The 20,210-nt window shown below is 37.6% G+C and carries 14 protein-coding genes, 1 tRNA gene and 3 pseudogenes; 14 read left to right on the top strand and 4 right to left on the bottom strand.

Annotation, left to right across the window (positions count from 1 at the left end; genetic code table 11):
- The first annotated feature begins 1,911 nt into the window (after positions 1–1,911).
- From ACFIJW_RS05460 to ACFIJW_RS05445, 4 genes are all read left to right on the top strand, one after another.
- Positions 1,912–3,108 carry a multidrug effflux MFS transporter gene (locus ACFIJW_RS05460; protein WP_375633570.1) on the top strand — a complete coding sequence of 399 codons (1,197 nt, stop codon included), beginning with the start codon at positions 1,912–1,914 and terminating at the stop codon, positions 3,106–3,108.
- 258 nt (positions 3,109–3,366) lie between these two features.
- The gene (locus tag ACFIJW_RS05455; RefSeq protein WP_375633569.1) at positions 3,367–4,098 is read left to right on the top strand and encodes an alpha/beta fold hydrolase; all 732 of its coding nucleotides are present in this window, start codon (positions 3,367–3,369) and stop codon (positions 4,096–4,098) included.
- Positions 4,095–6,269 (top strand): isocitrate/isopropylmalate family dehydrogenase, encoded by a 2,175-nt coding sequence (locus tag ACFIJW_RS05450; RefSeq protein WP_375633568.1) that lies wholly within the window; start codon positions 4,095–4,097, stop codon positions 6,267–6,269. The genes ACFIJW_RS05455 and ACFIJW_RS05450 overlap by 4 nt, the downstream gene beginning before the upstream one ends.
- An 845-nt stretch (positions 6,270–7,114) precedes the next feature.
- Positions 7,115–7,879, top strand: coding sequence for an N-acetylmuramoyl-L-alanine amidase (locus ACFIJW_RS05445; RefSeq protein WP_375633573.1), 765 nt, complete (start codon positions 7,115–7,117; stop codon positions 7,877–7,879).
- A gap of 1,248 nt (positions 7,880–9,127) precedes the next feature.
- On the opposite strand, the gene ACFIJW_RS05440 is transcribed toward ACFIJW_RS05445, so the two are convergent.
- Positions 9,128–10,324, bottom strand: a complete 1,197-nt coding sequence (locus tag ACFIJW_RS05440; protein WP_375633567.1) for a porin — start codon at positions 10,322–10,324, stop codon at positions 9,128–9,130.
- Between the two features lie 315 nt (positions 10,325–10,639).
- Between ACFIJW_RS05440 and ACFIJW_RS05435 the strand changes: the two genes are divergently transcribed.
- Positions 10,640–10,730, top strand: a tRNA-Ser gene (locus ACFIJW_RS05435).
- Between the two features lie 594 nt (positions 10,731–11,324).
- Here ACFIJW_RS05435 and ACFIJW_RS05430 read toward each other — a convergent pair.
- From ACFIJW_RS05430 to ACFIJW_RS05420, 3 genes are read right to left on the bottom strand one after another with little or no spacing between them, the layout of a single operon-like run.
- Entirely contained in the window at positions 11,325–12,545 is a 1,221-nt protein-coding gene (locus ACFIJW_RS05430) for an MFS transporter (protein WP_375633566.1), read from the bottom strand.
- Complete coding sequence (locus ACFIJW_RS05425) at positions 12,542–13,468, bottom strand: ThiF family adenylyltransferase (RefSeq protein ID WP_375633565.1); 927 nt, start codon at positions 13,466–13,468, stop codon at positions 12,542–12,544. The genes ACFIJW_RS05430 and ACFIJW_RS05425 overlap by 4 nt, the downstream gene beginning before the upstream one ends.
- Positions 13,447–13,605, bottom strand: a complete 159-nt coding sequence (locus ACFIJW_RS05420; RefSeq protein WP_375633564.1) for a hypothetical protein — start codon at positions 13,603–13,605, stop codon at positions 13,447–13,449. The genes ACFIJW_RS05425 and ACFIJW_RS05420 overlap by 22 nt, the downstream gene beginning before the upstream one ends.
- Before the next feature lie 420 nt (positions 13,606–14,025).
- On the opposite strand from ACFIJW_RS05420, the pseudogene ACFIJW_RS05415 reads away from it, so the two are divergent.
- The 9 genes and pseudogenes from ACFIJW_RS05415 to ACFIJW_RS05375 all read left to right on the top strand — a co-directional run.
- Positions 14,026–14,273: pseudogene (locus tag ACFIJW_RS05415) on the top strand (baseplate assembly protein); the annotation flags it as partial.
- Positions 14,274–14,590: 317 nt separating this feature from the next.
- A pseudogene (locus ACFIJW_RS05410) lies at positions 14,591–15,142 on the top strand (YbfB/YjiJ family MFS transporter); the annotation flags it as partial.
- Between the two features lie 43 nt (positions 15,143–15,185).
- Complete coding sequence (locus tag ACFIJW_RS05405; RefSeq protein ID WP_375633572.1) at positions 15,186–15,275, top strand: YbfB/YjiJ family MFS transporter; 90 nt, start codon at positions 15,186–15,188, stop codon at positions 15,273–15,275.
- Between the two features lie 22 nt (positions 15,276–15,297).
- Complete coding sequence (locus ACFIJW_RS05400) at positions 15,298–15,714, top strand: YbfB/YjiJ family MFS transporter (protein WP_375633571.1); 417 nt, start codon at positions 15,298–15,300, stop codon at positions 15,712–15,714.
- Positions 15,715–15,809: 95 nt separating this feature from the next.
- Positions 15,810–17,678, top strand: a complete 1,869-nt coding sequence (locus ACFIJW_RS05395; RefSeq protein WP_375633563.1) for an FAD/NAD(P)-binding protein — start codon at positions 15,810–15,812, stop codon at positions 17,676–17,678.
- A 58-nt stretch (positions 17,679–17,736) separates the two neighbouring features.
- Entirely contained in the window at positions 17,737–19,008 is a 1,272-nt protein-coding gene (locus ACFIJW_RS05390) for a hypothetical protein (protein ID WP_375633562.1), read from the top strand.
- A 14-nt stretch (positions 19,009–19,022) separates the two neighbouring features.
- Positions 19,023–19,232, top strand: coding sequence for a 2-hydroxymuconate tautomerase family protein (locus ACFIJW_RS05385; RefSeq protein WP_375607418.1), 210 nt, complete (start codon positions 19,023–19,025; stop codon positions 19,230–19,232).
- A gap of 146 nt (positions 19,233–19,378) precedes the next feature.
- Positions 19,379–19,684, top strand: a pseudogene (locus ACFIJW_RS05380) (phage tail protein); the annotation flags it as partial.
- A 165-nt stretch (positions 19,685–19,849) separates the two neighbouring features.
- Positions 19,850–20,210, top strand: a 361-nt coding sequence (locus tag ACFIJW_RS05375; protein ID WP_375633561.1) for an Arm DNA-binding domain-containing protein, incomplete at its 3' end; no start/stop codon positions are given.

Genomic DNA, 20,210 nt, shown 5'->3' with positions numbered 1-20,210 from the left:
GAATGCGAGTTTCCATGTTTTATCTCCTTGAATATGCTGGAGATACAATGCCTTTTTGCTAATTATGTTCCAAAAGGGATAAAGAGCAGCTAAAAAGGACAGAAAACATCGAAAACAAGACGGTGATCATTACTTAAAATTCTTCTTATATGACTCCAGTCTAGAACTGATAATACCAGTTTATCGAGAATTTTAGTTGATGGGGGGAAACGGTCTATGGGGGAATGGCTCTCTTTTCCCGTTCTGTACTGCAATGTTTAAAAGATTGAATGTCGTTGTGAAGTTTAATCTTTCCCCCTTAGCTTAAAAGTAAGCTCTCTTAATGCTTTTCTTTCAAGTAATGTCCTGGATACTGCCTGAGGAAAACTTTGTAAACGCTTTTCCATCATTGATTGTGTTTGAAGGTAAAAAGTAAAATTCTGGAGTCTTTATTTTATTATTCATTTTTTGTAAAAACAGCACGTCTTCTAAAATTTTATTTTTTATATTGTACTTATAATTAAAAGAATGCTTCAATTATTCAAAATAAATATCAAAAGTATTCAATTCAAAAAGCTATGAGAGATAAAAGAGAAGGAAGAAACATTAGTGTTCTAAGTTGTTTTTCCTTCTCTTATTGCTCTATATCAAAACAATGCTAGAAAAATTTTCTAAGTTCTTTGAGTAAAAACTCCCAAAACCAGAGAGGAAAGTTGAAAAGTTTTGAGACAATGTCCAAAAGTTTCGAGATTTTCTCCAAAGGTTGTTTTTAGTTTCGCCCGCAGTTTTTTTATACGATGTAAGAGCACTTTGATTTGAGAGATAAATTTGGTTCGATGAACCATCTTGTACTAAGAAAGTGCATTTTGTAAAGGTCATGTGTTCCACCTTTATGACGTAGGGATTATGAACTGTAATCGGTTCATAGGTGCTACAGGTTTTCACTTTTGCATTTGCAGTTGTCATGGATTCTGTTTCAAATGTATGTGTGTAAAGGTTACTTGTGCATTTTTCGAGTTTACTGTCGATTAAAATACATTCATCCATTATACTTTTTATGGCTGCATTTACTTTGTTTATAAAGTTTTTGAGATGTTTAGAAAATTGAGTTTCTAAGGATAGGATTTTTAGGGATGGGATTTTTATGATCGTATTCATTTTATCAAATTTTTATTATATCATGTTTGTCAATAGCTTAGGCAATAAACTTTGTGCTGGCTATGTAGAATGAAAATCTAACAAAATGGACAAGATGAATTTAGATTTTAGAGCGAGATAGAAGCACAATTTGCTTTATGATATTAGTGGGCTATTAAGTTTATTTGCTCAATTATTTGTGTTGATAAAGACTTCTCCATGAGGCATTGTTATATGCTGTATTGTTACAATAATATTTGTGTGGGGAGTTTTGAGGAGAGGGAGTTTGTGGCTTCTTTTTTCTTTGAGCGTTGTAAACCAATTCTGATAAAAGATGTTGTCGGAAGAGTGGTGTTGTTGTCATGGAGAGGGATAGAGTTTGGGAGCGTTTTTGTTGATGATATCAATGAAAAAAGCTGATGAAGATAGGGCAACATGAATACAACAAGATGCGCTATTTCGGATTGGGAAATATATCTCTGAAGGAGAGCTTTGATCTTTTAGCTTCTTTTGCGTATAGTTTTAAAATTGCGATTTGCTATGCTTTAAAATTAATTATAAAGTGAAGAACTAAGTGGTTATTTACGTGTTGAGTGTGTGCGTGCGGATCATACACTGGATTTATGTCTCAACAAGATGAATTATTCTCGAATAAAGTAAAAGAATAAAGAAAATTGATTATTTTATTCGCTGTGGATAAAGTTAAAATAGCTTTATATTTATAAATATAAATTATTATTTTTCTATAAACGTAAAATTTAAATATTTTTAAATTTAAGAAATGTGATTTTCCTGATGAAACATAAATATACATTACCATTCATTATACTTATCGTATGTTTATCGACGGGAGGTTTGATTTCTACCGATATTTTTTTACCGGCACTGGGCGATATGCGTCAATATTATCAAGTGACACAATCTCAAATTCAAAGTGCAGTGGCGGTTTTTTTGTTGGCATTGGCACTTGGACAGCTCATTTATGGGCCGCTGAGTGATAATTTTGGGCGTAAAAAAACACTTCTATTGGGCTTATTCTTGTGGTTATTTACGACACTTGGTGTGATTTATACGGTTCATATTCACGCTTTTCTTGTGTTACGTTTTTTGCAAGGTCTTGGTGCTTGTGCGGGACTTGTCTTAAGTCGTGCAATTATCAATGATTTGTTGGATAAAAAAGCGGCTGGAAAACTTTATTTGATTGTTTTCCCTTTTATTGGAATGTCACCAGCACTTGCACCTTTCATTGGTGGACTTTTGATACAAGCTTTTCATTGGCAGGCAACTTTTATCTTTTTAAGCTTTTTTATATTTTTGACCATTTTGCTATGTTGTTTTGTGCTAAGCGAAACTCTACCCCCTCAAAAACGGCAGTATTTTTCTCCTGTAGGATTGATGAAGGCATATTTAGGCGTTTTCAGAAATAAACAATTTATTTTTTATGCACTTATTCCGTGTTTTTCTTACGCTGCCTATTTTGCTTATATTGTGGAGTCGCCTTTTTTACTCACGACTTTGGGGTTATCGCCGATACACATTAGTTATAGCTATATTGGTGTCTCGTTTCCCTATATTTTGGGAAATCTTTTGGCACGATGGTTTTTTGAACGCGAGTCTATGGAAAAAACTGTGGGTAGAGGGTACATTATTTTTGTGATAGGCGGTGTGCTGTTTGCTTTGCAAATGTATCTAAGCCCATGGCCCCTTGTGACAAGTTTTATGGCTATTGCTGTTCTTACTTTTGGCAATGGTTTTTTATTGCCGTTAGGAACAGCGTTGGCTATTTCATCGCATCCGAAAGCTGCGGGAACGGCTTCTGGTGTTATGGGCTCTTTGCAATTAGGAAGTGCGGCACTCAGTGCAGCGGTTATCGGAAAAATCTCTGGTCATAGCCCACGGGCTATGGCAACTTTGTTAGCTGTGTGTTGTATGATTGGTTTTATCATTTATATTCAAAAAGCGCGTCATTTTATGACTTCAGAAATAAGCTGAGTGAAATGATAAAAAGAAAGCATTATGCGGAAATGCTTTTGATGTTTTACACAAATGGAGCACCTGTACATTAGATGATTTTTTTATTAAGTTGTTGGATTGAGTGGGTTTAAAATTTGTTACAAGCTTAGTTTGAGTTTAACAAATCGATTATTATGGGGGGAGTATGAGCCTAGATTTTCAACATATTTTCATTATATTGGGTAGGAAAATTTCTGGCTCTAATGCATGTTTAAAAATAAGGGGAGGAATTGATCAATGGGTCTTCCTATTATTATTCTTTCTCCTGTAATGCCAATTTGGGATGGTGGTGTTTTTTGTTCTCCATTGACAAAGCTATGTTCAACAAAAGGATTCCCTGTCACTCTGCTGGATACGCTTTCTCTTTTTCCTAAGGGTTCTCATGTTCTCAATCATTCTGCTGTAGACATTTTATCTTTTATGGTAGAAAAGCTTAAAAGCTATTTTAAAGAGCCCGCAGTTCTTGTGGGATTTTCTATGGCTGGAACATTGGTACAAATATTGGCAGTACAGCTTCCCAATGTTCAAGCTGTGCTTGCTGTGAATGCACCTGGCTATCCAGATAAGGTTTTGCAACGGCGCCTTGGAGATATTTTTGCCTCCTTAGAAAATAATGATTTATCGGGGGCTTTGGAAATACTCAATGGTTTTATGCATCCTTCTGGCATTATGAAAAAAAGAGCCTTATTGGAGATTCCTGATGAACAAAAAAGCGTGGCAATTGAACGCATGACAAGAGGCTTTAAACTCTTATTAGAAATAGATGCTAGAGATGAAATAGTTAAGTATAAGGGGAAGTTTTTAGCTTTAGTGGGAGAAAAGTCGCAACTTGCAACGGTAGATAATCAGACAAAAAGTCATAATCTGAACCATGAATATAAGATTATCTCTGGTGCTGGTACGCGTTTGTGGGAGGATAATCCTACTATGACAGATGCAGTCATTGATGAGTGGCTGGAGGGATTATGAAAAAGAAAGTTCTTGTATTACCTGGTGATGGGATAGGACCAGAGGTTTGTGATGCTGCGCTGATGGTTTTAGAGCAATTCCAATTGCCGATTGAATTGACTTATGGTGATATTGGTTTTGAATGTTGGAAACAGGAAGGAGATCCTATTCCTCAAGCGACTTGGCAAAAAATTACTCAGAGTGATGCTATTTTACTTGGTGCTGTGACCAGTAAAGGAAAAGAAGCGGCTTTAAAAGAACTTGCTCCGCATTTAAAAGAGAAAAACCTTGCCTATGTTTCTCCCGCACTTCAACTTCGCCAAAAGTTAGGTTTGTTTGCGAATATACGTCCTGTAAGATACATCTTTGGTCCCCAACGTCCTTTTCATTTTTGTGTTATCAGAGAAAATAGTGAAGGCCTTTATGCTGGATTGGATTTTCGGGGTATTTCTCCTGAAACAGCCGTTTGGCTAAAACATCCAAATTTGACAAAATATGGGCTTGAAGAAGCTGCGTGGACAGTCTGTTTGCAGACACGCTTTGGTTTAGAACGGTTATTTGAATATGCTTTTTCTTATGCAAGGAAATATAGCTTTAGGCGAGTTACTTTTGCTGATAAGCCCAATGTTATGCGAGAAAGTGGTCAGTTTGCTCAGGAAATTTTTGAGAAGATTGCGCAAAACTATCCGGAAATTGAAGCAGATATTCAGAATGTTGATGCGGTTGCTTTGTGGATTGCAACCAAACCAGAGCGGTTTGGTGTGATTGTTGCTGAAAATATATTTGGCAATATTCTCTCTGATCTTGGCTCTGGGATAATGGGGGGATTGGGGCTTGCACCTCATGTGAATGTGGGGAGCGAGATTGCTTGTTTTGAACCTGTTCATGGAAGCGCACCACGTATTGCTGGACAAAATAAAGCCAATCCTTCTGCGATGCTTTATACCACGGCTTTACTCTTAGAGCACTTAGGCTTTAAAGATGCAGCAAAAAAACTGTCTGAGAGTGTTGATCAGGTTATTCGTGCTGGAAAAACCGTTACCTATGATCTTGGAGGTATAGCCTCTACCCGTCAAATGGCTGAAGCTGTTCGCAATTCTCTTGTGAATCCTGTCTTTGTTTGTCATGCGGCGATTATCACTGTTGGTGATGAACTCCTTTCAGGACAATATTTGAATACGAACTTACAAGATTTAAGCCAAAGCTTGAACAAGAGAAATATTCAAGTCACACGTCATTTTGTTTGTGCTGATCAATTACAGCAAATCAGTGAGACTGTTGTTTCTTGTCTTGGACAAGAAGATCTTATCATTATCAGTGGGGGATTGGGACCAACATCAGATGATAAAACACGCGATGGAGTTGCTCAAGCTGTAAAGCAGCCTTTGGTACATCATGAAGATGTTTGGCAAATAATAAAAGGTCAATTACAACGATTAGGGATTACGGCGGATAAGAGTAATGCGCGTCAAGCATTGTTTCCTGAGACAGCAACCGTGCTTGATAATTCTACAGGCACAGCACCAGGGTTTTATCTCTCTTGCGATGGAAGTACGCTTGTTGTTTTGCCTGGTCCACCATCACAGGCTCTTGCGCTTTTAGAGAATTATTTAGAACACAACGAGAAGAAATATTTTTCTGTATCGCGTGCGGAGTATGCATGGACTTTGATTGGAATTGATGAAAGTACCATTGCGCAGTGGGTTGATGATCATCTTGAAAATGAATCCTTTGAACGGCATTTTTTATGGAAAAGCCCCTATGTTTTGGTGCAACTGGTTGCTCAATCAGAAGCGCCCTTGGAACAACATTTCGTGGAAGAATTTGAAAATCATTTTCACCCCCATTTAGTTGGGGCAGAAGTTACTACTGCTTGTAAACAATTAGCGATGTATGCAGAGGTTCATTGGTCTGCCAATGATCCGTGGCTTTTAAAATATTTTCAACCCATAGAAAAAGGTAAACAAGATATTCCAAAGCTTGAGGTTGAAGTGAGCCTAGAGCCTTCTTTGGAGACATTAGAAAATCAAGCAGAAAGCCTTGGACATGCTACCATGACTATACGGATGAAAGGTTATGGTGATGATCGTATAACTTTTCCCTATACGCGACCACTTTTAGGTGTCGTCTTACAAGAATATGCAGCTTGGGCTGTCTTAAAAAGATATTTGAAAACAGAGAAGAAAAAATGAAACTCTATGGGGATGTAACATATTGCTCAAATTATTGAACGTTCTATTATAAGAAGTATTTTGATCCTTTTCTTCAGTGGTTTTTGTCTATAGGTTAATTTTTCTTTTGATGTGTAAATGAATGACTTTGATTGATTCAAAATTAAGAAAAACTTTACGATATTAGGCTCGCTACATTCAATATTTATAATGATTAATTATGATTATAAATCAATATGTTATCTTCCATAGCGCTGATAACAAGGAATCCAGAGACTTCGTGTGTCTCAAGCGTTGTAGATAATTGAGATTCTTTGTAAATCAAAAAGCGATGGTGTGAAAAGACAAGAAGTCGTGTCATTTACAGGAAAGCTTTGCAAATTTTATTGAACAATATGTCCGTGAAGAGTTTTATTGTGAACATGTCCCGTTCCGTTATCTGATAATAAATTGCTGTAAAGAGCTCATAAAATTTTTCCTTTAAGCTTTTGTGTGATTGCATGATCGTTGGGTATTCGCTTCTGAGGGGCGATATTTTTCAATTTGATAACAGGACGAACTATTTTTTCTGTAAGACGTGAAGATTTAAGGAGTGATCATTTTACGCTTTTGTTTTCTTTTTGATTGGTAATTTGTAGGAATTTTTTGGGGAAAATATTTAATGTGGTTAAAAACATTTTATGCGTGTGTGGGAGAAAAATAAAAATGTGGTCTTAATTGTTGATAAGAGTGTCAATATTTTTGATGAACAAATTTTAGTCGTAATTCTTAGTACCTAGATGGGAAGTTTATTGCATTTTTTAACAGTTCGTATTCTATCTGTTGTGATGCGCAGTGGTTTTTTAAGCAAAAAAGAAAGGGCTTTTATGTATCAGATTGATTACAACAGTTATCGTTCTGTCAAGAGTTTTAGTCGTCGCGTTCATTTTCTCGTTATGCATTATACGGCTATTGATTTTAAAGCCTCGATTATGGCGCTTACAGGAGAAAAGGTTAGTGCACACTATCTTGTTCCTGATCCTTCAGAGCAGACATATCGTGAGGCAGGCTTTAAGGATATGCGTATTTTTAATCTGGTTGATGAAAATGAGCGCGCATGGCATGCGGGTGTGAGTTCATGGGCTGGGCATAGTCATCTCAATGATGCATCTATCGGGATTGAAATCGTTAATTTAGCGACTTATCATGATGGGAGGGGTATGTTTCCTCCTTATAATCCAATACAAATTGATGCTGTTAAGGAACTTGCCTTGAATATTTTTCAACGGTATCCTGATATTATGCCAACAGATGTTGTGGGACATAGTGATATTGCCATTGGAAGAAAAAGTGATCCAGGAGCAGCTTTTCCATGGAGAGAACTTTATAGCGCAGGTATAGGAGCATGGTATGATGATGAACTAAAAAGTCATTATCAAGAGCAATTCTCTAAGAATTTGCCACCCAAAGAAGATGTTTTGGCGAAGCTAAAATGTTATGGATATGACATTTCTGCTGCGTGTACCCAAACAGGATACAAAGATTTGATCCGAGCATTTCAACTTCATTTTCGTCAAGAAAATTATGATGGGATTCTAGATGTTGAAACAGTAGCAATTCTTTATGCATTGGTTGATAAGTATTTTCCGTGAATTCAATGTGTTTTAATTGAAAATATGGCTTATGATTACGTGTAAGCCTTTTTATTATCAGGAAAGGCTGCTTTTTGCCAATTGGCTTTATGTAAAAAGGGTATTAATCGTGTAAAAAATCCCATGTACGGTATAAGGCGTTTTATGGAAACATAACTCTGAAAGCTCTATGATTTGCAGAGATTAAATTTTATTGTTTCTTTGTCTTATATTTTTCTTCCTTTAAAAACGCATAAAGCCAAGATGTTGCGTATATGATGAACATGTGCCTTACGCAGGATGAAACGCCTCAAATAAAATGGACTTGTATTGTATATTTACATGCTTGTTTTAAAGAAATGTCTTTTAGTGTGTATCACAACATATATTTTACAGCGACGTTTATAGAGAATATAATCTAAAATCCTCTATGAAGTGTATCCTCATTTTGATGCTTAATAAAAGTGCCTAGCACTATCGTACACTTTGTTAGATCTCAATGTTACTACAACCCTTGGAACTTAAAACGATACATAAAAGGGTTTTCTTTACTCGTTTTTATTCACACGGCTCTCTCCACTCGTCGTGTACAAGTGAATGGTTTTGGTTGATTGAAACATGCAAAATTATAAATTGATCATTATAAATCAAAGTGATGCAGATTCAAGAAAATAGAGGCATTTACAGATTGCTACTGATAGGGGGGCTATTCTTAAGAAGGGGAAGAGGTCAATTCATTTTTTTGAAGATATATCTCTTTTCTCTTTTATTGCTTTAGGGGATGTTTGCATCGTTTTGACAACATGTTTCTTAATGATTAAGTTTTTTAATGAAGCAGTGTTATAAAACATTGTGTTTTAGAGTGTTGATAGAAGACACATTCAGGCATATCAAAAACACAATGATGTCTTGTTTTTTCAATATTTTATCTGTTCAGTATAGAATTGACCAGAGAAGTTCATGACCTAAATTGCAAAGGTTAGGTATAAATTACCAAGAAAAATCAATTTAGGCATAAAGCAATGGGGGTTATTCATGCTTTAAAGGGCAAGGAAGAGATTGTGTTTGAAGTGATGTGTAAAAGCCCGTGTGAGGTGCTCTTATCAAGCATATCAGGTTAATCTTAAGAGTAGTTTTATGAAACTAAGTCGGTTTTTTCCGAGAGACAAGACAATAAGTATCAGGAAAAGATCTTCATGATATTTGATTTCAAAAATAAAAACTGGCAAACCATGTTGCCAGTTTTTAAAAGCTGTAGCTTAAATAGGATTAGAATGAACGCTGTAAACGGATCATACCTTGAAAAGCACTTTTCTTATTGAATAAATGTTTTTCATCATTATTTTTATCCGTCACAACGCGATCATCGTTCCAAGAAACATAGGTTAATTCAGGTGTAATCACAAATCCTGGAACCAGCGTGTATGTAATATTTACAGAAGTTGCAAAGGTTTTTACAGCACTATAAGAAACTTGAGCATTCAAATTTGCTTTTGGAGTAAGCTTGTAAGTGGCACCCGCCCAAGCAGCCCATTTACCACCCCAGTTTGCATAAATTGTTGTGCTTTGTCGTGATAATTCATTTTTTGTATTTACTGTGTAGTAATCAAGTCCATTTTTATAACCAGCCATTACCCATAGATTGAAACGATCGTTAACATTGAAATCTGCACGTACTTTTCCAGCCCACTTTTTGTAGTAAGTATCATATGCTGCAACCGCTGAAAAACCACCCCATTTTTGCATAAACTTTATACCCAAAACCACATTCGGGGTGTAATTTTTAATTGCTTTACTTGGAAGAGTATCATTCGTGATAGAAACAAGCTTATCATCTTTATCAATGTAGTATCCTACTGTTCCTGGAAGAGCATCTGCATTATTGCCTAATTCAGCGCCGATAATAGCAGAAAAGCCGGAGTCACCATTAAAGGTGTAGGAAATAAAATTAGTGCGTGTTGTGCCGGCAGGTGCTATGCTGTCATCATTGAGAACATTTCCATAACCACCAGTCCAACTGTTGAAAATTGTATCATCAAGACCTACGCGAAAACCACCCAGTTCAATGTAAGCTGCTGCAAGCCTTGCACCAGCTTTATCATTACCATCACCCCAGCTTGAATAAATTCTTGCATATGAACGAAGTGTTCCCATTTCTGTTTCAGAAGCTGCTTGAAAAACAAGGGTGAGCCGTGATGATGCGCCATAGGTTTTTCTTTTGTTTCTTAGTTCAGTTTCGGTTGTTGCATCGATATTATCACCGCCTATAAAATCAGTACGAACATTTCCTGATAAACGCATGCAGGTTTCTGTTCCAGGGATATAAAAATATCCTTTTCCGTAGGCATCACAAACGCGAATATATTCTACAGGTTCAGGTTCGGCGATAACTGTTGAAGCAGCATGTGCTCCAGAAATTGCTAAAAAAGCTGCTGTAGAGCTTAAAAAGAGGGATTTAATATTCATATGGGATCTCCGAGGTCCGGTTAAATTTCTTCTAAAGAGTACCATTTGCCTAACGCATTAAGGACAAAGACATAAGTAAAATACGCAGCACTTGTTATTTTAGCTATAACTAATCTTTTTAGAGTTTCAAATATGAAATTACCTTTTTGTAATATATACATGTACTATTCGAGATGCTGTGGTAAAAAAGACACAATTTTTGTTTTATTAACTTTTGCTTCCTATGGGATCAATAGGAGAAAAATTTTCAGATATTTGGGAAAAAAATCGAAAATGTCTTGAACTTTCTGTTGATACCATTTATGCCTCTCTGTTGGAGAGGTGGCCGAGTGGTCGAAGGCGCTCCCCTGCTAAGGGAGTAGGGCTCAAAAGGCTCTCGAGAGTTCGAATCTCTTCCTCTCCGCCATCTATTGTTATAAAAGCAGTTGACTGTGTATCAGAATTCTGTTTATCCCGTTGGGATTATGCCTCTCATATAAAAAGCATGTTCTAAACACAAATATACTTGTGTTGCCGATTTATGCACTTGTTTTAAAGAGATATCTTTGCAATGTGTATAAGCCCATTTTGCGACGCTGCCTCGTAAATGGTATAAAACACAAAAGTTTCTGTGAGACATATAAAGCCTTATAAAGCCACATCATTTGTATACTTATGAAGATGCAAAGAGGCATATTATATATCTGCCTTCCTGTTGTTATAGATTTTGACTATGAGAGTTCATAAAAGGCATTTTTCCTTTCTAAATCGTTTTTATTTATACGGCTTTCTTTGCTTATGATGTGCAAGCAAATGATTTTGATTGTTTCAACCATAAAGCAGATTTGAAAAGAAAAAATCTTACAATATTCGCGTTTGGTATATTATCATTATAAATCAACGTGTTGCTTTATATTTTGCATTGTATATTGAAAGTTGGATGTGGCAATGCTCTCAAAAAAGTTATAGATTTCTTTTAGAAGAAAACATTGTGGGTAATAATTTTAAAATTTTCCTCTCATCATAGAGACTTTTGAGAGTGTTTCATCCATTTCATGACAATCAAACCACACATGAAAAAAGTAATGGTCGGTAATATTAGGTAGTAAGATGGAGAAACTTTTGCAGGAAGAAAAGAAATAATACTCAATACTGTAATTGAAAATATTCTTCCGCTAAAAGAGACAGCACCAACAACACCGGAAATATGCTGCGTTTGTTTTTGATTAAGTTCTGAGAAAAATAAGCTTTTTGCACCGATCGGTACAGTGCAAATAAATCCATGGATTAAAGAGAAGGCGATGACTGATGCAGCAGTTTGATGGCTATGAACTGAAAAATAGAGCGCTATGCACATCAGTGCAGAAAAGAAGGAAAAATATTTTATAGAATTCTTATATTTTTTATCAAGAACATGATACTTAGACATCAGTAAATTTGAAAAATATTGTGCTGAAAAGGCTCCAATATGGCAGCACATCAAGACGAGCATTTGCGAACCATTGAGGTGATTAATTTTCCCCCCTGAAAGTATTATCGGTTGCCAGAAATGATAAATAATCTGAATACCAGCGCTAAAAAGGCACATGAGGAAAATAAACCATGCTCCTCCTACTGTATTTTGAAATATCCAAAGCGTTTCCTTGGCATTGTGCAAGATTGTTTTTGTTTTGGATGTTTCAATTGTCGTTTTCTTTTCTTCAGGAACAATAAGGAATATCAAAAAAATAAATCCCATCATGAGGCATGAGATGATATATCCCATAAAATATTGTCCAGAGTAATAGATCGTTCCAATTCCTACAATCCCACTGAGAATACTTCCGAAAGAGTTAACCTGGTGGTAGAGATGAGCATAATGCGAAAAGTGATCCTGTTTATCGCCTAGAGAATGGTAAATCCATCCGTCAATGGCGCTGACAATGATGCAAATGCCTGCTGCATAGAGAATTTGCGCAATAATAAGTGCTGTCATATTGGGAGCTTGAAGGCATAGAAGATAAAATACTCCTGTCATAAAGACCCCAGCCATAACGGAATATTTACGCCGATATCTGTCAGATAAAACAGCACAGGGAAAATCAAGCAGCAGGATGGTGGTGGAAAAGACAACCTGAAGCAGAGCTAATTGCGCCAGACTAACTCCCATGGACATTAAAAAAATAGCATGGTAAACGCCGATCAGCATGCGTACAGCATTATAGGATCCATAGGTGAGAGCAAGGGTGCGTGGTCTGTTCATTGTGTTGTTCCACAAACCTTACAGTGAGGATTTTTCTTTAGAGAACGCTCTTCTGTGAAAAGTTGGCTGCTCCATATCCCCACACGGCGATCCGTGGAAAGAAGGCTTCCATAACCACCCAAAAATTTAAGAGCATCATTAGCACACATGGCAGCTGAAAGTGCATTAACAGGGGGAAATGTAGCAACTTTGAAGTTATTATTAATCATAACACAAGCTTCATAAATAAGATGATCACTTTTTGCTGGAAGATTGCCTATAGACGAGCTACATGCGTAACAACCAGTTTTACCAGGTATGTAAAATGGACCAAAGACAGCTATATCATTAACATAACCGGAATTTATATAGGCTTGTTTATTTTTTACACACCATTCATTGATCCATAGGCCTAGCTGAACAGGTGAATCAGCAGAAATGATCCATAAATCAGCTTTGGGTAATTTGTTGATATCCTCTTTTTCAGTAATCAACATTTGTAATTCATGAACTTCAATTTGGCTGTTTCTCCGCATCAGCTCACGTTTAAGAACTGTTGTTTTCGGAAGATCGATATCTTCTTCAGTAAAAAGAATTTGTCTGGTAAGGTTGGTCATTTCGATCACATCATTGTCAACAAGAGTCAATTTTCCAACGCCAGAGGATGCAAGCATTGCTGATACATGATTACCAATCCCACCACACCCTAAAATGACGACACTTTTTTGCAAAAGAGTATGCTGAACGGAGGTTGGATGCATACCATAGCTTTGATAATGGAGATGACTTCTGGAATACCGATTATTGAAAATATTGTTTGATGTTTCAGCTTTGACAAGAAAATGGTTAGAAACAAGAAAATCAAACGCATGGTCAAAATTTTCTTTTAACATGATTAATGATAGTGAATTGTAAACTTCATCTACTGTCTTTTTTTGATCCATTGTGCCGCAATAAGCACTAAGTTCTCCCAAAAATTTTTATCATTGATAATAAACTGCTTTGAACCCGCACCAAAAATAGCATCCTCTTCACGAACAACAACACGTGTGTATTTTCCTAAAATATATTGTTGTTTCATTTCTCCTCCCCACTTGTAGAGTAAACCAACTTTTCCCTAGATTTATTTTCTAGGGAAAAGAATTTTCTTTAGTCATTAATTACATTCTGAATGATCCATGTTCCCCCCCTTTATTGATGTTTTCATTATTCACCACTTATATGATAGGAGAACTTATATGAAAATATTATTATTGTAAATACACTTTTATGATGTAAAGTAGATATTTTTACATAAAATATTGATGAATGTACATTAAGAAAAGAACGCATCTCATCAGATTAAAACTCTATGATCTTTATTAACTTAAAATTAATAGCATAAAATATACGATAAAAAATGAATAAATTTCAATTTTTATAAAAAACACAAACTTTTTTACTGCTGCTGATAAAAAACAAAGCTATATTAAAAGTAGCCTTTATACCCTTCAATACTATTGATTTTTGGTTGTTACCGGATGAAGGTTCCTTTGTTTTGGAAAGAGCAGAGCAGAGTTTAAGAGAAGAATGGGCGCGTGCGCAAAAGCTTGGGCGTGATTTGTCTTTAAGTTGGATACTAAGCCGCCTGATGGTTGAAGGTGTTCACCATGTGAACATAACGCAACCTTGTGAGGGTATTTTAGTCATACCTGATGAAGCAGAGCTTTAGGGGATATTGTCTTGTCTGAACGGGGGCGTGCTTATTGATTTTCTCGTTGTTATTGCTGCTTAATTTCAGCCATTATTTTTCTGAAAAAGAAGCTTTGTAGGGAGAAGATCATACATGGAGCAGGGCGTAAAACGATGAAATGCATATAACTGATCCAGTAATGTTGACAATAATCGTTAAATATGTTGCTCTGGCTACCTAAACAAATGGCTAGATTGGCTTTTATTCTCTGAGATAAGTGTTACTCTCAATGAGATAGAATGCGGATGAACGAATTATTAGTTAAGGGATTAAGAGTAATGGGGGGAAAAATAATCGTCAAGATTTGAGTTATTTCAAAATCGCTGTATTCGGTATGATTATTATGATTTTGGGGATGGGGATTGGGCGATTTTTCTATACGCCGGTATTTCCAGTTATGTTGGATGAAGGATTGTTTACCTTTCAGCAACTTTCTTATATAGCTAGCGCTAATTATGGCGGTTATTTAGTTGGGAGTATGTTTTTTTCGTTTTGCAGATTTGGGTATATATCTCGTGCTCCCTACATGTTATCTGGTGCAGCTATAGTGACGAGTGCACTTATTTTTGCCATGGTATTAACAACAAACTTTTACTTGGTCTTCTTTATCCGCTTTGCTGCCGGTATCGCGAGTGCGGCAATGATGATTTTTGGTTCTATGATGGTTATGCAGCATAGTCACAAGTTGTGGGTTATTGCTTCGCTCTATGCAGGTGTGGGAGTTGGTATTCTGCTGGGTAATGAGTATGTTATTATTGGTTTGAGTAAATCGCTGAACGCGAAAAATATTTGGTTTGGAGCTGGTTTTATATCTGTTGTATTGTTGCTCTTGTTGTTTATTTTATTTCCACGTCGTGTTGATGCGTCTCAATTTGCTATTAATGAGTCATTGGCACACGAAAATATCGTTTGGTGGGAACTCGCTCTGAATTTATGGGCTTGCTGGGTTTGGTTATATTATTGTCGCGACATATCTTCCTCTGATGGCGAAAACATTTAATTTCCCACTGACTTGCTAACCACTTATGGTCGTTTGTCGGAATTGCCATTGTTCCTAGTTGTTTCATTTGGTTATGGGGAGCCCATCGGTGGGGGGTATTACGTTGTCTGATGCTCAATTTGCTTATCCAAGGAGGATGCGTATTACTGACATTATTCAGCCAGTCTCTTGTACTGATCGTTCTCAGTTGCATAGGGTTTGGATTTACTTTTATGGGGACGACCTCTCTAGTTATGCCGTTAGCTAAGCGTTTGTATGCGCCGTATGGCATAAATCTGCTAGGCTTGGCTACCTTAACTTACGGTTTTGGCCAAATATTAGGACCTCTCTTGACGAGTTTTTTACAGTTTGGTTCACATGCCATTGCGCTTTCCGTTATCTGTGGTGCTGTAGCGCTTTTTGCTGCTGCTGGAATCTGTCAATATTGTCTTTGTAAAAAGGTCGTTGGCGTTTCATAAACCCGCAATCTTCACTAAAAAGTCGAGAGAATTTATTCCATTCTTTTTGAAACATTTTGTGAAAGTAAAATTATTCTAATAGGGGAGATTACAGAATGCTTCACTCTACAGTTGCTATTTTGGGCGTTGGTCCTCGTGGGATCAGTATTCTCGAACGCTTGCTCACACTTTATTCCCATTATCCATTTTCTGGGAACATTGATATTTTATTGATTGATCCCAATGAGATGGGAACCGGTACCCATAGTGTGCATCAGCCAGATCATTTATTGGTTAACACTGTCGCTTGCCAGATTACTTTATTTGGTGATGATACAGTTAAGGGTGTCGGGCCTATTCGGAAGGGACCGAATTTCTATCAATGGGCTATTCAACAAGGTTATCGTAATATTAACGGTGTTTTTTCTCGTACAGAGCATGATGTTGGGAGAGAAATCAAAGAAAATGATTATTTATCACGTCGTTTGTTAGGGGAATACCTGTCTTGGGCTTACCAAGAGCTCACGCAAGATTTACCTTCCGGTATTCGTATTAAGGAGATCCGACAAAAGGTTATTAATCTCCATATCCACCAAGATAATAAAACGGATGTTCTTTTGGAAGATGGCTGTCGTTATAGTGTAGATTTTGTTTATATGACCACGGGTCACGGTAAGAATATATATTCATCGCATGATGAAAGCCTGCAACAGTTTGTCGCTGCTCACCAAATGAAAAATGCGCTTTTGAACTATTATTCGAATCCTTATCCAATTGAAAAGTTGGACACTATACAATCTCAGTCTCGTGTGCTGGTGCAGGGAATTGGATTAACTAGCTATGATGTCTTGTCGCAATTGACTTACGGTCGCGGTGGGACTTTTACTGAAAATGCTGGACAATTGCGCTACATGCCAAGCGGCAAAGAACCGAAGATAGCTTTATTCTCCCGTCAAACATTGCCTTTTAGTAGTCGCGGGATTAATCAAAAGGGTGGTAGTGGGCAATACATACCATCATTCCTTACTCTCGATGCAATACATCATCTGCGTAAGCAATCCAGCATTGCTAACGGTTCTCCGAAGCTGGATTTCGAAACGCAGCTTTTACCTCTGTTGCTTAAAGAAATGTGTTATGTCTATCGAAGTACGCAGCTGGGGCACTGGCTAGACCCTGAAACCTATGTTGTTACTTCCAAAGACGAGCAGTGTATTCAAGCGTTGCTGTATCCTCATCGAAATAAAATATTTGCCTCTTTGAAGGATTATACAAGATTCTTCATGGAGCATTTGAAGGACGATCTTCATTCTTCCGCTGAAGGTAATGTTGATGGCCCAGTGAAAGCTGCTACAGATGTGCTACGAGATGTCCGTGATATCTTACGTTCAGCAATTGATTTTTGCGGGTTAACGTCTTCATCTCACAAGTACTTTATTGAATATTTTAATCCAAACTTTAACCGTATTTCTGTCGGCCCACCGATGCAGCGAAACCAAGAGTTGAAGGCTCTGATGGAGGCTGGTATCGTGACTTTGGCTGGCGGACCTTCACCTAAACTTGTTCTCAATGCTAGTACCAGCCGTTTCGAAATTCAGTCTGTTTTTCAAGATGAAAACAGTTCAGTTGATGGAGATGTGCTGATCAAGGCCAAGATTGATAGTTTTTCTCCGTTGCGTGATGAGTCCCCTTTTATCCAGAATTTGGCTGGTCAGGGCATCATTCGACCATTTATCAACCAAGGATATCATCCTGGTGGTATTGATATTGACCGTCGGCAGCATCCTATAGACACTAAAGGGCAAATACAAAATACATTATGGGTGGTCGGTAATCCAGTAGAGGGGCCCAATTTTTATACATATATTTTGCCTAGGCCTTTAGTTAATTCTCGTGCACTGCGGGATGCAGGGCGCTGTGTCACTGACATGTACGAGCAGCTTCTTAATCGCTACTCAGTCAAAGATTCAACAATTAATGTACATTGATGATGTAAAAAGCTTCCTGATACGCATGTCCTCCGTATCCGTTATAATGGCGATGCTGATGCTATTCATTTTTCTTATGTCTATCTCAATAAGAACTTGGTTTCTTATTCCATTGGCTGGAGTGACTGTTTTCGGTTATTTGCTTTTGACGATACCATACTGGTGGTTGAAGGGGAATGCACGCAGTGGTGTGTTCATCCTGTTGGCTTGTGCTTTAGTGCTGATATGGCGTTGGCACTTGCCTGATGTTCGTACTGTGCTTGTGCGTTTTACTGATGTCTTTTGGCTATTACTCGCCATGGGATTGTTGCGCCATGTGATGAATACATGGCGTATTTCAGAATTTCTCTCTGAACGGTTGATGCGCTATGGAAAGGGTTCGCTTACCCTGTCCATCGCGATACTGACTGCGTTTTTAGCTTGGCCGATGAGTTTGGGGGTTATCCCCCTAATGATTGATGCCTTGAAAAAAAGTGTTTTTCCCTCTCGCCATTTGGCCGCTATTGTGATGCGAATGATGAGCATCACGATGGTACTGATGCCGACCAGCATCGGTGCAGCAACAGTTTTCGCTGCTATGCCTAGAACACCAATATTCACATCCGCTGCTTTGGGGATACCACTTTTTCTATTCAGTCTGTTGTTGTTGTGCCTTTCTCCTGTTGTACCGCTAGCTAACCCGATTATTTGCGATGAGAGAAGAGCGAATAAAGAAGGAGAGAGAGTAAGAATTTGGATTTTTTTGATATTTTTCTGGCTAACATTTATCGTTGCGTTGACAGTTATCAAGTTGAATGCACTACAAAGCATTGCATTGACGGCAAGCATTCTATACGTCATTGAGCGTGTGAGTTCACGCAGTATTGATTTTTTGACTCCTTTGGTGGCAGTGATACGCAGTATATCCAGTGAAATTATGTTGTTGCTAGGTTGTAGTCTGCTAATATCTACTTGTGATTTGCTTATTCCTTTGTTGCCGGTGACGTTTAGTCACTCATTGGCATCACTTTCTGTTTGGCAGCACTATGCCTGTATTCTCTTTGTATTGCCAATTTTCAGTGTAGTAGGAATTCATCCTATGGTGCTATTTAGTTTGGCATTTCCCTTACTAGGGTCATCGATGGCTTATGGGGTTACGGATTATTTGGTTTGGATTTGCTTCTTTATTGCAGCTCAACTCCTTTCTCCTGTATCAATAAATGCTATTTTTGCTTCCAGTAGCCTACGTATTTCACCGGTGGATACGAGCTTTAAAATGCATAGTTATTATGTATTAATATTTAATCTTTTTGCGTTCATTTATTTGAGCTTTTTTATTCAATATTTGTAAATTATGGAGATCTTATGCCTTACATAAATATTAAAATTACTAATGAAGGGGTTACCTCTGAACAGAAACGGCAACTAATAGAAGGGGCAACTCAATTATTAGTTAATATTCTGAATAAAAATCCGAAAACGACTGTTGTCGTGATTGATGAAGTGGAGACAGACAATTGGGGTATTGGGGGTGTTCCCATTACAGAATTAAGAAAAGCTCAAAATAAAGAATAACTCTGTGTATTTGACAATAATTTAAGGTCAATAGGGATAATCAATGTAAAAAATCACGTCCCTTAGCAACATTTGATCAGACCGCCCTTGGGGCGGTTGTTACAGCCCCTGATGCTGACAACCAAGTTTTTCCCCTTAACGAGCCTGTGTTGGTCTTCACCCATGATACAGAAAAAATCCAAAAGCTTGGGCGAAGGGGAACGGCTCTTGATGTCATTAACGCCGTGTGTGCGCAGGGGATTGAGGCACAAATTATCCTTGTGTGGGTGGAAGAAAAGTCAACCATTGCTGAGACACAAACCGAAATGGTGGGATCAAATACTCACTTGACCGGTGTGCATGCCTTAGCGCATGCGCGGGGGCATTTGGGGGTGAAACCTGGAATTCTCTTAGCACCGGCTTATAGTGCGGGGCGGATTGATAATGGCAAAAACCTTGTGTTCAAGGCATTGATTTATAATGATAATCTAGCGTTATTCATATTGAATTAGACCCCCAAATAACGTAGGATTCTCTCATTTCAAATCTGCTTATCTTGAATCAATCAAAACCATTCGTTTGCACGTCATAAGCGGGGCTGGCGTGTGGGTAAAAACTGTATAAGAAAGGATTAAAAAATGGCTCTTATGAACCGTCTTAATGCAAGGTCTGTCGCAACATTGGGGGCTGGTAAATATAATGATGGCGCCGGCTTGTTACTTCATAAGCGTAAAGATGGTGGTGCTCAATGGCTTTATCGTTATACCATTCATGGTCGACGCCGTGAAATGGGATTGGGTGCCTTAAGATATGTCTCTTTAAAACAAGCCCGTGAATTGGCAACAGGATGGCGGGCTGTTTTACGTGAGGGGCGTGACCCTATTAAAGAATGCAACAAACAAAAGCGTGAGGCAATGCGCAATCTCCATTACTTAAAAGATATTGCACTAGATACTTTTGAAACTCGTAAAGCTGAATTAAAAGGTGATGGTAAAAATG

Source organism: Bartonella sp. MM97QHHN, from assembly GCF_042194285.1.
GTDB lineage: Bacteria > Pseudomonadota > Alphaproteobacteria > Rhizobiales > Rhizobiaceae > Bartonella.
This window is presented reverse-complemented; position numbering and strand designations above follow the sequence as displayed.